Raw genomic sequence first — 14,929 nt, 5'->3', positions numbered from 1 at the left:
TATGAAAGTAGAAAAACAAGAACTGATTGAAGAAATAAGTGATTTTTTAATCGTTTATTTAAAATCTGGAAAAGTGGGACTGAATTCCTTTATTCAAAAAACAGACCTTAATATTGCTAATTTAGAACGGTTGCTTAAAGTACATTTTTTGTTAAAAGAAGAAGTAAAGTCTTTTGTAAGAAATTTACCAACCACTATACGTCGGTTTAAAACATCTACTAATGTAGAAAACGAAGTATACATTGGGCAAATTCGAGGACAAATCAACTGGGGGAAGACCTTTCAGGAAAGGGCAAAAGAGAGTACCAAGCTTATCTATTCATGCAATGAGAGATCTCGCTTTTATAATATTAAGGAAAACCTTGTATTGAAAGAGCTGTTACAATCTTTATATGTATTGCTATTTAAAACTTTTAAGATGGCTAAGCTTGAAAAATATGAATGGTTTAATGAGTGGGCGGAATTAAAATTAATAGTTGAGCAAATTTACGGAAAGAATATCTACTTATCTAAGGTAAATTTATCTGGAGCAGTCACGGACAGAATGATACTTGAGACGACAAAACATCGTAACCCGTTATATCGGGATGCAGCTAATCTATTATTGTTATACCGACGAATTCTTTCAAACGATTTGAATAAGGACGAATTAATTCATTTATTCCAACAAACATTTATATTACCGGATAAAGAAGAAGTTCTATATGAATTGTACTGGGTAATTCAAATTATTAAACAGAACAGTCAACAAGCTGAACTTCAACTGATTGATGGAAGGCAAAACCTTGTTGCAAGCTGGCAGGATAGTGAATACACCTATCAAATCTATCATGATTCAGAAGGATCAAGGAATATAAAGTTTCAAATTCCAACGACAGAGATTGCTGCAGTAGAACATCCATTTCTGGTAAGAAAGATTAAATCAATGAAAAAAGCTTCTTCAATTGCTGCCTTAGCATTTGAAAGAAAAATAGACACCACTCTTTTTTGGAGCGGACGTCCGGATGTATTGATTGAGGTGTATAGCCAGGTAACCGGAAAGCTGGCTAAATTGATTATTGGTGAAGTCAAACACACAAGAAATGTAGACTATGCAATGTTGGGATTAAAGGAACTTCTTAATTATATGGCATTCGCAAAACATAATAATGACTATCTTGATGGCCAGCCTGTTGAAGTTCAAGGAATGCTGTTAACAGATTTAGAAGAAATAAAGCAGGATGTTATTGGTGATGTGAAAATTATTCGAACAGGTAATATAGCTCGATTGATATTATAGAAATTGAGACTGTGTAAATATCATAATTTATACAGTCTTTTATTGTGAAAAAAGGAAGGAACTATAACTTGTGAATACCTAAAATATTATTTGTCATGTAGGAAAAAATGGTGCGAATTCTAATGATGTTTAGTGGTATATAAGTAATAAATCATTAAAAATGTACCAACATGGATTGTCCACAACCTTATTTATAATGCTAGCCTTTGGACGTATACAGTAAGTTAAGAAAATCTCTTGAAAGGAATTGATTGCAATGTCAACAAGTAGATGTTTGAAAGCGATTGCTTTTTGCGTATCCTTGATAGTGATCACCGGTGGCTGTAGCGGACAGGAAGCCAAATCAGTTAAAGGGGAGACTCATAATGAGTATGTTGATTTAACAGAGTTGGAAGATACTACATTGGAAGGTCAGCGTATTTTAAAAGTTGAAGGTTTAAAAGCGCAATTTGAAGAAGAATGGAAAGCTGAACAAGAGCGTATAGCCAAGGAAAAAGCCGAAGCTGAAGCCAAAGCTAAAGCCGAGGAAGAAGCAAAAGCAAACCCGGTAAATATGGGTCCGGTAGAGAAAGCTCAGTGGGAAAATAACAATTTTTCAGATGTACATGAGCGTGCTAATTACTTAAATGCTCATAGAAACCATTTTGATAATATTTATAGTGACGAACAAACAAAAACTTATCTTAATGCATTGAATGATTATTTACAGACTTCTGGAGAGATGCAAACGGAAGCACTCTTGAACGGAGAAATGGAAGCGGCTGAATAAAGAAAGTGAAAGAAGTTGGTTGTAGTTAAAAAGCTGTTTAATTAGAAATAGACATCCTAAAAATTATTATTGAATAGTCATATATATCCCTCCAAAATCAATTTTAAACGAAACTTGGCATATGTTAATAGAAACTTTACGTATTCCAATATTATTAATGTAAGACAGTTATATATTTGATGTATTACAAAGACTTGCCTTATTTATGGTTTAATATGATGTTCTGTTCCTAACTATTATTGTTACTGGCTTGATAAAAGGGAGATAGCTTTTGGCTTTCCCCTTTTTTGTTAACTCATGGTATGTTGAATAACTAATTAAAAGTATAGAGCTAACAACGAAGACCACTATTCTTCCTTAAAAGGGAAAAAATACAAGAAAATCCTTGACAACCCCTTACGGTTTGAATAGAGTGAATATATAGAAATAACAGATTATTTAAATTAAACTTGTTAGAAAAGGGATTAAAAGTATGGAAAAATTGAATTCAGTTCTAGTAACAGGTTATGCCAAAGCACCACAAGGCACATCGATGTATGAGCTTTATAAACATGCTGGAATTGTTTTAGAAGTAGAGTTGGATACCCATACCATTATAGATGTTGAATTTACAATGGTTGCAGATTTAACTAAAAGTTTTTTTAAGAAATTAGTGGTGGGTTATAGTTTGGATAATGGTCTTGAAGAATTAATAACTCGCATTAGAAAATATTATCTTGCCCCTTCGCAACAAGCTATTATTGTAGCATTACAAGCGGCAAATCAGCGGTACTGGGAATGTTTAAAAGTGAATAATTAACTTGGTTGTTTAGTGCTGTGTTGGTAACCCCAATGCAGACAATCTATAGAACCGAGCGCACATTACCTATTTAGGAGGTTGACAGTCTCTTAAATAACGTTGATGTTCGTTTGGTTCTATTTATTTTACAGATTTTTATTATAGGGAGGGTTAGTGTAATGAAGCAAATAATTACAGCTGAAGAAGCAATTAAACAAGTGAGTTCAGGATCCTCGATAATGGTTGGTGGATTTGGACTGGTCGGTTGTCCGCTCCAATTAGTTGAAACGCTTAGCGCTTCTAAGTTAAATGATTTAACGATTATTAGTAACAATCTTGGTGAACAGGGAAAGGGTTTAGGTATTTTAGTATTAAATAAGCAAGTGAAGAAGGGAATCGGATCATTCTTTACTTCAAATAAAGATGTAGTACAAGCGTATAAAAAAAATGAAATTGAAATCGAGTTACTGCCACAAGGAACATTGGCAGAGGCCATACGCGCTGGAGGGGCAGGTCTTGGTGGATTTTATACACCAGTTAGTGTAGGAACAGCTTTAGCTGAAAGAAAGGAAAAGAAAGTTATTAAAAATACAGAGTACATTTTACAAGAGTCATTGCAAGCAGACTTTGCGTTTATAAAAGCAAAAAAAGCAGATAGGCTTGGAAACTTAATTTATAGTAAATCTGCAAGAAATTTTAATCCGGCTATGGCGACAGCAGCTAAAAAAGTATTTGTTGAAGTAGATGAGATTGTCGAAGTAGGCGAGCTAGACCCTGAGGAAATTATTACCCCTCATCTATATGTTGATTATTTAATTTTAAAGGAGAAATAGAATGGATATGAAAGATTATATTACCTCAAGGGCGGCCCAAGAACTTAAGGCTGGAGATATTGTTAATCTTGGAATTGGATTACCAACGAAAGTTGTTGAATTTTTACCACCCGGTATGAATATTCATTTACATTCTGAAAATGGCATTTTAGGTCTTGGGCCATCACCTACAGAAGAAAATATTGATCCAGACCTAGTTAATGCTGGTAAGTTACCTGTAACAGTTAATCAGGGTTCCGCTTTTTTTGATAGTGCATCATCATTTGCAATGATTAGAGGAAATCATATTGATGTAGCTATTTTGGGAGTACTCCAAGTAGATCAATTTGGTCGTATTGCGAATTGGGCGATACCTGGACAAGATATTTTAGGAGTAGGTGGGGCAATGGATTTAATAATGGGAGCAAAAAAAGTCATTGTAACAATGTTTCATACAACTAAAAATAATGAACCCAAAATAGTAAAAGAGCTCACTTATCCTATTACTTCATTTAGACCAGTGGACATTATCATTACGGAATTAGCTGTATTTGAGGTCTCTGATAAGGGATTGATTTTAATGGAAATTGCTCCAGGAAAAACGATTAAAGACGTGGAAGCAAATACAAGTGCTCCCTTTCATATAGATAAAATGTTATTACAGAGCAGTTAAAGGAGGTGATGATATGGTAGCTATAGTTAGTGCACTACGTTCGCCAATCGGTAAGTATGGAGGTTCATTAAGTAATATCAAACCAGAAAAACTTGTTGCTACTTTAATACAAAATAATCTCTCTTCAGTAGGGATAGAAGGTTCGATGGTTGATGAAGTGATTATTGGACATACGAAACAAAGTGCTCACAATCCAAATATTGCAAGACTTTCGCTCTTATCCGTAGGGTTGCCAGAAGATATACCTGGCCATACAGTACATATGCAGTGTGCTTCAGGAATGCAAGCTGTGATTAACGGGGCTATGTCAATCATGACAGGTATGAATGATGTAGTGATAGCTGGTGGTGTGGAGATTATGTCTCAAGCACCATATTATTTTGTTGGTAATCGATTTGGCATAAAACCGGGAGATATAATTTTGTCAGATTCGAATATAGAAAGTCAATCAAAATCACAACCTAATGATATATACGGTCATTTTTCAATGGGACTCACAGCAGAATGGTTATCTGAAAAATACAATATATCAAGAGAAGAACAAGATATGTTCGCATATTTAAGCCAAGAAAAGGCTAGAAAAGCAATAAACTCTGAAAAGTTTTCACATGAAATTGTTCCTATAACGATACGAGATAGGAATAAGCAGATACAACACTTTGCTTTAGACGAATTTCCAAGAGAAACATCTATGGAGAAGTTGGCGGCTTTGAAGCCGGTTTTTAAAGAATCTGGAACTGTTACAGCTGGCAATGCAACAGGCAGAAATGACGGCGCTGCCACTTTGTTATTGATGAGTGAAAGAAAAGCAGAAGATTTAGGGTTAGAACCTCTAGCGTATATTCGCTCCTTTGGTTCTTCTGGTGTTAATCCAAAGGAGATGGGGATTGGCCCAGTTCCGGCAACGGCAAAAGCGTTGAAAAGAGCTAAGTTAACCATAGATGATATGGATTTAATTGAATTAAATGAAGCCTTTGCAGCACAGAGTTTGGCAGTTATAAAAGAATGGGATATAGAAGGTGAAAATATTAATGTGAATGGTGGAGCCATAGCTTTAGGCCATCCTCTAGGATCTACTGGAGCAAGAATCTTAACAACGCTAGTTCACGAGATGAAAAGGCAAGATAGACAATTCGGGTTGGCTACATTATGTGTTGCTGGAGGACAAGGTACTTCCATGGTGGTGGAAAGAAAATGACAAATAGACAATTTGATGCAGTTTTCCATAGAAATCTAAATAAGAAATATCCAATCATTACACATGGCGAAGGAATTTATCTTTTTGATGAATTAGGTAATAAATATATCGATGCTAGTTCTGGAGCTGCAGCAGCTAATTTAGGTCATAGTAATAAAAAGATAGCTCAAGCAATGTTTGATCAAGCGAGCAAAGTTGGATTTGTTCATACATTGAGATTCGAAACAGAAGTACTTCACAATTTAGCTCGGAAAATCGTTAAAATGGCACCTGAATCGTTAAACAAAGTTTACTTTACATCAGGTGGATCTGAAGCAAATGAAAGTGCGATTAAACTTGCAAGGCAATATCATCGTGATAAAGGAAATAAGGATAAAAATATAGTTATCGGTAGATGGCAATCCTATCATGGTAATACATTGGGATCATTATCTGTGGGTGGAGATGTTAAAAGAAGAAAACCTTATATAGCAAATCTAATCCATACCGAACATATTAATTCACCATATTGTCATCAGTGTCCTTTTGGAAAAAAGATGCATGACTGTGAGGAAAATGATAACTGGTCGTGTGCAAGCTCTTTAGAACGCATAATTTTTGAAGTGGGTGCTGAGAACATTTCAGCAGTAATAATGGAACCAATCGTAGGCAGTCAGCAAGGAGCAGTTGTTCCGCCGCCTGGGTATTTCAAGCGTATCAGAGAAATTTGCAACAAAAATGACATCATTCTAATCATAGATGAAGTAATGACGGGGTTTGGCAGAACAGGTAAAAACTTCGCGATTGAACATTTTGGGATTGAACCAGACATTCTAACATTTGGCAAAGGTGTTTCAGCTGGCTATGCACCTTTAGCTGGAATGATCGTTAATGACGAAATAGTAGCTGGTATTGAGAATAATAGCGATGGACAGTTTATTCATGGATATACATATAGTGGCCACCCTGTTACCGCTGCTGCCGGTTTAGCTACTCTTGAAATATATGAGGAAGAGAAAATATTAGATAACTGTATTGCAATGTCACAATATTTATTTGAGAAATTAGAGGGGATAAAGAAAACGTCTTCTATCATATCTGATGTTAGAGGAAAGGGATTATTAATTGGAGTGGAGTTTGTAAAAGATACTCGAGATAATATTTTATTCGATCCAGCTGAAAAAGTGGCAGATAAAATTAATGATTTTGCTATGACTCTTGGCGCTATCTTTTATCCGGGAAGTGGTGGGATAAATGGAGCCCATGGTGAACATTTACTGATTTGTCCGCCTCTGAATGTAAATAGAGATGAAATTGATGAGATTGTTAGTATATTCAAAGAATCTTTGTCTGTAATAAAAAATGATGGGGGAGTAAATAATGAATTTACCAGAGTATAAAAATGAATCTTTTATTGATTTTACAAAACAGGATAACGTTGAAAAACTACAAAGAGCTTTTAAAAAGGTAGAAGAGGGCTTTGGAAAATTCTATCCAATGGTCATTAATGGGGAAAATGTAGAAGGCAATAAAACATTCAAATCTTATAATCCTAATAATCATCAGGAGGTTATTGGGGAATTTCCTTTAGGTACGACAGTAGATGTAGACAACGCTATCGAAGCTGCAGAAACTGCGTTTGGCTCTTGGAAGAAGACGGATTATGTTGACCGTGCGGCTATCAGTTTGCGTATTGCAGATGTTTTTCGTAAGCATCGTTTTGAACTTATTGCGTTAATAGGATTAGAGGTAGGTAAAAATTGGACAGAAGCTGACGCTGAAGTAGCAGAAGGAATCGACCACTTTGAATATATGGCAAGAGAAATATATCGTTATAGTCAAGGAAAAAAGCTTATTCCATTTGAGAGTGAATTAAATGAATACAAATATATTCCGCTTGGAGTTGGAGCTGTTATTTCTCCTTGGAATTTTCCAATTGGGATATCAACTGGAATGATCTCAGCCGCTTTAGTGGCAGGTAATACGGTAGTCTTTAAGCCATCCTCAGATTGTTCCGCAATATCTTACTATATTATGAAACTGTTAGAAGAAGCGAGAGTTCCTAAGGGAGTTGTGAATATGGTATACGGTTCAGGCTCCATAGTTGGTGAATATTTAGTAGCACATCCGAAAGTAAAGTTTGTTGGATTTACTGGCTCAAAAGAAGTTGGTCAAAAGGTTGCTGTACAAGCTGCTACCTTGTCAGAAAACCAGCATTGGTTTAAGAGAACCATTCTTGAACTTGGTGGAAAAAATGCTATCATTGTTGATTCAGAAACGGATTTGGAAGCTGCGGTGGATGGAGTTATAGCCGGAAGTTTTGGATATCAAGGTCAAAAATGTTCAGCGTGTTCCAGAGCTATCGTTGTCGAAGAAATTTATGATGAATTTGTAGAGTTAATAGTTAAAAAGACAAGTAAATTAGAAGTTGGACCTGTAATGGATCAATATACTTACGGAGCGGTAATTAATGAATCAGCTTTAAATAAAATTACCTCTTATATTGAAATTGGAAAGGAAGAAGGCAAATTAATTGCTGGAGGAAATGTTATTGAAGGAAGCTCATATGCTATCCAACCAACAATCTTTGCCGATATCGATAGAGATGCAAGATTAGCTCAAGAAGAAATATTTGGACCAGTCTTATCTATTATTAAAGCTGAGGATTTTGATGATGCTCTTAAAATTGCAAATAATACAGCTTACGGTCTCTCAGGAGGGGTTTATACATTTAATCCTCATAAGCTGGCAAAAGCCAAAGAAGAATTTTATGTTGGAAATCTCTATTTAAACCGTAAAAACACGGGAGCTTGGATTGGTGCGCATCCGTTTGGTGGCTATAATATGTCAGGAACTAACTCAAAACTAGGCGGGCCCGATTATTTACAAAACTACTTACAATCTAAAACTATTACTCAGAAAGTTACGATTTAAATATTAATTAATGAAGGTGAAAAATGACAAATTTAAATGTTTTTAGTAGAGACTTAAATAAACATTATCCTATTGCGAAAAGTGGCCATGGCGTCTTTATTTTTGATAAAGAAGGCAAGGATTATTTGGATGGATCATCAGGAGCTCTAGTTGTCAGCTTAGGACATGGTAATAAGGAGATAATTGATGCAGTATATGAGCAAATGAATGAAATTTCTTTTGCTCATACAAGCCAATTTCATACAGAAGTGTTGCAAGAGTATGCTAATAAACTAGCATCATTGGCACCAGGAGAATTAAATTATGCATATTTGGTTGCAGGTGGGTCAGAGGGTGTCGAAACAGCTTTGAAGTTAGCGAGGCAATACTTTGTAGAAAAAGGGCAAACTGGAAAACATAAAGTGATTGGAAGATGGCCAAGTTTTCACGGGCATACATTAGGTGCTTTGAGTGTAGGAGGGTATACGAACTGGCGTAAACCTCAACAACCAAATTTAATTCCCTTCCCACATATCAATGCACCGATTAACAAATTTGGGACTGATGAGGATAAAAGGGATTACGCAATAAAATGTGCAAAGGAACTCGAAGAAACGATACTTCGAGAAGATCCTGCAAGTATATCAGCCTTTATTTTTGAACCAGTGATAGGTTCATCGGCTGGTGTTGCAGTTGCTCCAGATGAATATTACAAAATGGTTGAGGAAATTTGTCGGAAATACGATGTTTTGCTGATTGCAGATGAAGTGATGTGTGGCTTTGGTCGTGTGGGTGAAATATTTGCCTCAAACAATTGGGGAATGAAGCCAGATATTATTGTATCAGGCAAAGGTATTAGTAGTGGATATGTCCCTTTAGGGTTAGTAATGGTTCATGAAAAAATTTATACTGCGATTAAAAACGGGAATAGCCGTTTTTTCCATGGGTTCACCTCCAGCGGAAATCCTGTTAGTTCTGCAGCTGGACTAGCAGTGCTCAATTATATAGAACAGCATGAAGTGTTACGTAATGTGAAAACGAAGGGTCTGTGTTTAGAAAATAAATTGTTAGATCTTTATGATCAATTTAATTTTATAGGTAATATACGAGGGATTGGCTTAATGTGGGGAATAGAGTTTATCGCAAATAAGAAGGAAAAGAAGCCTTTTCCCCGTTCCAAAAACCTCACTTCTACAGTAGTTAATGAATGCTTTAAAAATGGATTAATTGTTTATCCCAGCCAGATGTTTTATGCAGATGGAACTGGTGATAGTATCATGATTGCACCACCTTTAATCATTACTGAACAAGAAATTGATTTGCTGATTATGAGGCTTAAAAAGAGCTTAGAAGTGGTTGAATCCAATTTATATGTATCATAAACCATAACCAAATAAAAGCTAGTAGGTTACTCCAACAACGAATATAAGTGACAGAAAAGTATTTGTTCAGGATGGTAAGACTCAATATGTAGTCTGTTGAATTATTTGTTTTTTTGAGATAATTTTTTTGAATTTTTAAAATTATTTTAAGGTAAAAGAAAAATTTTAATTTCAGGAGGATTTATTATGAAATATAAAGTGATCATTATTGGTGGAGGATGTATTGGTGCAGCATGTTTTTATGAACTGGCAAGAAGAGGGGTAACAGATATTCTATTGTTAGAAAAAGGGACATATGCAAGTGCTTCCACAGGAAAATCTGCAGGAATTGTGGAAAGTAATTATTTGGACAAAGAGGACATTGAGTATACTTTGAGGAGTATGCCATTATTTAAAGAGTTTAAGGAAAAGTTTGATTTACCATATGTAACAAATGGATATTTAAGAATCGCCAGAGAAGATGAAGATATGGAAAGATTTACAGAAGCTGCTAAACTACAAAGAAAGCTGGGGGCAAATGGAAGGGTAGTTTCTCCGGAAGAAGTGAAATCTCTCCTTCCAGAAGTAGATATCACAAAAATTAAAGGAGGATTATATGACCCGGATGCAGCTTATATTGATCCCTATTTATTAACTTCTATTTTTATAGAACAAGCGAAAGAGTTAGGAGCTCATGCAAAACAGAATACGGAAGTCTTGGATATAAAAGTAACTGATGGGCAAGTAAGTTCTGTGGTAACAGACCAAGGTGAATTCGAATGTGAAAATATCATTAATGCTGCAGGTGCTTGGGGAGAAAAAATTGGTGATATGGTTGGCGCATATTTACCAATGAAAGCTTATCGACGTCAAATCGTAATATTAGATGCTCCAGGTATTGACCATATTGTTCCTTCGGTTATGGATTATATCCCTGGAAAGGAGGATTCTGGTATTTATTTTAGGGAGGAGGTAGGTGGAAAAATATTTGCTGGATTACATTGGGAATCTTTCTCTGATACAGAAAAAGATGTGGATCCAGATAAGTATAACCAACGAGTGGACTCTGATTATATCCACCAAATCAGTGAAAAGTTGCTAGAGATTGCGCCGGGCTTCACTAATTTAGGCTATCAAGGAGGGTGGTCAGGTTTTTATCCTTTTACCCCTGACGCTAAGCCTATTGTCGGTGAACTAGAAGAAATCAAAGGGTTCTATAATTGCTTAGGTTTTGCAGGTCACGGCGTACAAGTTTCCCCTGCATTTGGAGAAATTATGGCTGACTTAATTTTAGATGGTGAAACAGATAAAGTAGAGAATATTGAAAGGTATTCAGCTAAAAGATTTAGTAATGAAGTATCTTTCTCGTGATCATTAACCATTACACTATTTATACAGGTCGCTATATTTCCAAGCGGCCTTTGTATTAAATGAATAATCGTAAGTAGATAGAAGTAAATTCGAGAAATAAGTGTAAGCGTATTAGAAATGAAGTTTATTAAATACAGTAACTAAGATATTGACACCTTGAATATTCCGAAAAAAAATCATTCTGATGGATGGTAGGAAAGGGACATTTGAGCATGAAAACGAAAAACTATTTTAATTTTAACACGCTTATAATTATACCAGCAGCCATTGTTGCCTACTTAGCCGGATCGGCTACTGCAACTGGGAGGGAAGCATTGCAGTTTTATGCATCACATGGGTATCAAGGAATTATTGGCCTCTGTATTTCATTGGTTCTATTCGTTTGGGCCTCGATATCTATATTAAAACTAGGATATGATAAAAAAGAGGAAAATGAGAGTGTATTTAATTACTACTTTGGAAAATACCTAGGACCATTATTTGATTGGTTTGTCATCCTGATGTTGTATGGTGTGGTAACTACCATGCTGTCAGGTGTAGGTGCGGTATTTGTAGAAACGTTTAACATCAATAAATTTGTTGGCATGACTTTAATGGGTGCTGCGGTATTCCTATCGGTAATATTAAATTTAAAAAAATTGTTAAATATACTTGGCTCCATAGGAGCAGTAATAATAATACTTATGGTGTTAGTGAGTACTATTACACTCATAAATAATTTTCAAGGCATATTTAATGCAGGTCAGATAATAAATAGTATGGATGTCTCTAGTGCTTCGAGCTATGGATGGTTGTCTGGTATTCTGTACGCCGCTTTCTGTATGTCAGTAATCGCTGCCTTTATGATGAGAATGGGATCAACATTAAATAGTAGTAAAGAAGGTTTAGTAGGAGGAGTAACAGGCTCCGTTTTATATGTCGGAATGACTGCTATAGTTTTCTTAGCTCTACTTACTAATATCAAATTAGTGATAGGAGTTGAGGCGCCCTTAATTGCACTTGCAGATAATATCCATCCTGTTTTTGCTGTAGTATACTCTATTGTAATTCTTGCTGGAATCTTTACGACAGCTGCACCAATGTTGTGGACTGTATGTGATAAAATAATAATAGTTAGACCTAAATGGAATATAAAAATGGTGTCTGCCGGTCTAACAATTTTCGCTATTGTGGGAGGAAGTCTATTCCCTTTTAGTCAAATGGTAGATACACTATACCCATTTATGGGTTATGTAGGGATCTTCCTATTTTTAGCTATTGCATTTAAACAGATAAGAAATCTGTTTAAAAAGGAAACCGAGATTGACACAGAAATACCAACACAGAAAAGTGTATAATAATTAGAAAGTTTAATTCAATGGTGTAGGAGTGAGTGATTAACTTCTGACCTCTCGCATCACTGTATGTACCGTTCGGCATACATGGCTTCAATTAAGATGGTTAACGTCAAGTTTCATAACGAGTAATAAAGGGCTAACAAACGAAAATAGAGAAATAATGTAAAAAGCTCCGTGATAATCGGAGCTTTTTGCCGGCTTGATTTTGAAGATTCATTTGGAGAGGAAACCATTTATATTGGTAAAAAAGGTGTTGCTGATAAAGATGACATTTTAGTAGTGGATTGGCGTACAGAACTCGGTAAGTTATATAATGGCTATCAGGGTATTAAATCTACTTTTACTTTGATAAATAATGATGAAATCAAGATTAAAAGCAAGCGTGGTATTGTGATAGAGGGAGCTCTTGTTCAAAGTGTTTCTAACTTTGGAAAGTCTGAAATCATAGAAGAAGATGGCCGAAAAATAAAATATATGGATGATTACCTAAATGAAATATTGACTAATACAACTGAAGGTCACCAATTGAGGGATATCATTTCCAGTATTCAGTCAGAGCAGGATGAGATTATCCGACTTCCTCTAAAAGATAATATTATTGTTCAGGGGGCTGCAGGTAGTGGTAAATCTACAATTGCATTGCATAGGATATCCTATTTATTATATCAATATCAGGAAAAGTTAAGACCACAAGATATTTTGATTTTGGCACCAAATAAAATTTTCCTTTCATATATTAAAGAAATTGTTCCCGAAATAGAGATAGAGGGGATTGAACAACGTACTTTTTACGATTGGGCTTCCACTCATTTTACGGATGTAAATAATATCCCTGATTTACATGAGCATTATGTTACGTTACAGCACAGTAAAAATAAAGAGGAACTCACAAAAATTTCAAAATACAAAGGTTCCCTCAGGTTCAAAAAATTGCTAGATGATTTTGTGGAATACTTAGGGGAAACGATGTTGCCACATGGTGATATAATTATTGATGCAGATACGATATTAAAAAAAGAAGATATTGTAGATACCTATAAGTTTTACTCACACTTACCTTTAAACCAAAGAATGAAGAAAGTAAAAGAATATATTGTTGGTTGGAGTCAGAAACATAATCGTATTGATTCTAAACAAATAGAGGAAGAATTTGAACAAACTTATCATATGTGGATCAATGTTCTCCCTGAAGGAAAAGAAAGAAAAAATCTATATGATGCACTTGAAAGAGCAAGAGATTTACGAATAAAGCTCAAAACTGACAATATAAAAAAAGAATTAACTATTTTGCTTAAGAAGATGGATGATATTCCAGCATTACTGGTTTATAAATCCGTCTTCCAAAAAAGGGTGTTTGATACTTTTCATACGGATATTGAAGAGAATTTGTTATCCCTTCTTCTCAAGAATGGAAAATCGATAAAAAAAGAATTATTCACCTATGAAGATATTGCTCCGTTAATTTATTTGGATGCAAAGATAAACGGAAAAAAACTAAACTATGAACATATTTTTATAGATGAGGCACAGGATTACAGTGCCTTCCAACTGGCTATTATGAAAGATTATTCGAAATCTATGACTATTTTAGGAGATATCGCACAGGGGATTTTTTCATTTTATGGACTGGATCGGTGGGAAGAAATTGAAAGTGATATATTTTCGGAAAGAGAATTAAACCGATTATATCTTCAGACCAGTTATCGTTCCACCAAACAAATTATGGATTTGGCTAACCAAGTGATATTGAACAGTAATTATGATTTTCCTTTGGTCATTCCCGTAAATCGATTAGGAAAAGAACCAACTATTCAACATGTTCAAAGTATTGGAGCCTTATATGATGAAATGGTCGCGGCAATCTATGATTATAAGGATTCAGGATACCACAAAATAGCTATATTAACTAATAGTAAACAAGATGCAATTGATACTTTTGACCAATTGGTTCGTAAAAAGATTGGTAGTATCGAAGTGATTACAGAAGCTGATCAAAGTTTAGCTGAAGAAGTAGAAATCATTCCTACCTATTTGGTTAAGGGTCTTGAGTTTGAAGCTGTTATCATCCAAGATGTTAGTAATGAGACATTCAGAGATGAAACACAGCATGCAAAGATGCTGTATATGTCAATTACCCGTGCTCATCATGAAATAAGACTTTTTTATCGGGGAAATCTGACGCCTTTACTGGAGGAAAGAGATGTCAACGCTCCACCGAAGCCAAGAAAATCCTTTGAAGATTGGCTAATTACAGATATACATGATCCATATGAAGAGCCGAAAGTAGAACCTATGAAAAAGATTGAAATGGAAGAAGATCTCCTGTTATTCATAGATGACTCCGATGAACAAATGTATGAAAAATTTGAAGATGACCGTGAGCGTTATTATGACTTTTACGCATGGTTAAAAGTGTGGAATCGTTGGGCAGAATTTAAAAAGAAAATGTTGTAAGGAAG

The 14,929-nt window shown here is 35.1% G+C and carries 12 protein-coding genes; all 12 read left to right on the top strand.

The window, feature by feature from the left end; translation table 11 throughout:
* The first annotated feature begins 1 nt into the window (after window position 1).
* The 12 genes from AC4D4B_RS13770 (at window position 2) to AC4D4B_RS13715 (ending at window position 14,924) form a co-directional block, all read left to right on the top strand.
* Entirely contained in the window at window positions 2–1,279 is a 1,278-nt protein-coding gene (locus AC4D4B_RS13770; RefSeq protein WP_491000251.1) for a hypothetical protein, read from the top strand.
* 256 nt (window positions 1,280–1,535) lie between these two features.
* Complete coding sequence (locus AC4D4B_RS13765; protein WP_491000250.1) at window positions 1,536–2,048, top strand: hypothetical protein; 513 nt, start codon at window positions 1,536–1,538, stop codon at window positions 2,046–2,048.
* Between the two features lie 472 nt (window positions 2,049–2,520).
* Entirely contained in the window at window positions 2,521–2,847 is a 327-nt protein-coding gene (locus AC4D4B_RS13760; RefSeq protein WP_491000249.1) for a DUF3870 domain-containing protein, read from the top strand.
* A 158-nt stretch (window positions 2,848–3,005) separates the two neighbouring features.
* Window positions 3,006–3,659 (top strand): CoA transferase subunit A, encoded by a 654-nt coding sequence (locus tag AC4D4B_RS13755; RefSeq protein ID WP_491000248.1) that lies wholly within the window; start codon window positions 3,006–3,008, stop codon window positions 3,657–3,659.
* 1 nt (window position 3,660) lies between these two features.
* Window positions 3,661–4,311 carry a 3-oxoacid CoA-transferase subunit B gene (locus AC4D4B_RS13750; protein ID WP_491000247.1) on the top strand — a complete coding sequence of 217 codons (651 nt, stop codon included), beginning with the start codon at window positions 3,661–3,663 and terminating at the stop codon, window positions 4,309–4,311.
* 13 nt (window positions 4,312–4,324) lie between these two features.
* A complete protein-coding gene (locus tag AC4D4B_RS13745) occupies window positions 4,325–5,509 on the top strand; it encodes a thiolase family protein (protein ID WP_491000246.1) in 1,185 nt (394 codons plus the stop codon).
* Entirely contained in the window at window positions 5,506–6,888 is a 1,383-nt protein-coding gene (locus AC4D4B_RS13740; RefSeq protein ID WP_491000245.1) for an aminotransferase family protein, read from the top strand. Before AC4D4B_RS13745 ends, AC4D4B_RS13740 begins: the two co-directional genes overlap by 4 nt.
* Window positions 6,869–8,422 (top strand): L-glutamate gamma-semialdehyde dehydrogenase, encoded by a 1,554-nt coding sequence (locus AC4D4B_RS13735; RefSeq protein ID WP_491000244.1) that lies wholly within the window; start codon window positions 6,869–6,871, stop codon window positions 8,420–8,422. The genes AC4D4B_RS13740 and AC4D4B_RS13735 overlap by 20 nt, the downstream gene beginning before the upstream one ends.
* A gap of 23 nt (window positions 8,423–8,445) precedes the next feature.
* The gene (locus tag AC4D4B_RS13730) at window positions 8,446–9,783 is read left to right on the top strand and encodes an aminotransferase family protein (RefSeq protein WP_491000243.1); all 1,338 of its coding nucleotides are present in this window, start codon (window positions 8,446–8,448) and stop codon (window positions 9,781–9,783) included.
* A 186-nt stretch (window positions 9,784–9,969) separates the two neighbouring features.
* The gene (locus AC4D4B_RS13725; RefSeq protein WP_491000242.1) at window positions 9,970–11,133 is read left to right on the top strand and encodes an NAD(P)/FAD-dependent oxidoreductase; all 1,164 of its coding nucleotides are present in this window, start codon (window positions 9,970–9,972) and stop codon (window positions 11,131–11,133) included.
* Window positions 11,134–11,345: 212 nt separating this feature from the next.
* Window positions 11,346–12,470 (top strand): YkvI family membrane protein, encoded by a 1,125-nt coding sequence (locus AC4D4B_RS13720; protein ID WP_491000241.1) that lies wholly within the window; start codon window positions 11,346–11,348, stop codon window positions 12,468–12,470.
* 174 nt (window positions 12,471–12,644) lie between these two features.
* A complete protein-coding gene (locus tag AC4D4B_RS13715; protein WP_491000240.1) occupies window positions 12,645–14,924 on the top strand; it encodes a HelD family protein in 2,280 nt (759 codons plus the stop codon).
* The last annotated feature ends 5 nt before the right edge of the window (window positions 14,925–14,929 follow it).

Source organism: Pradoshia sp. Z6_59 (assembly GCF_058267515.1).
This window is presented reverse-complemented; position numbering and strand designations above follow the sequence as displayed.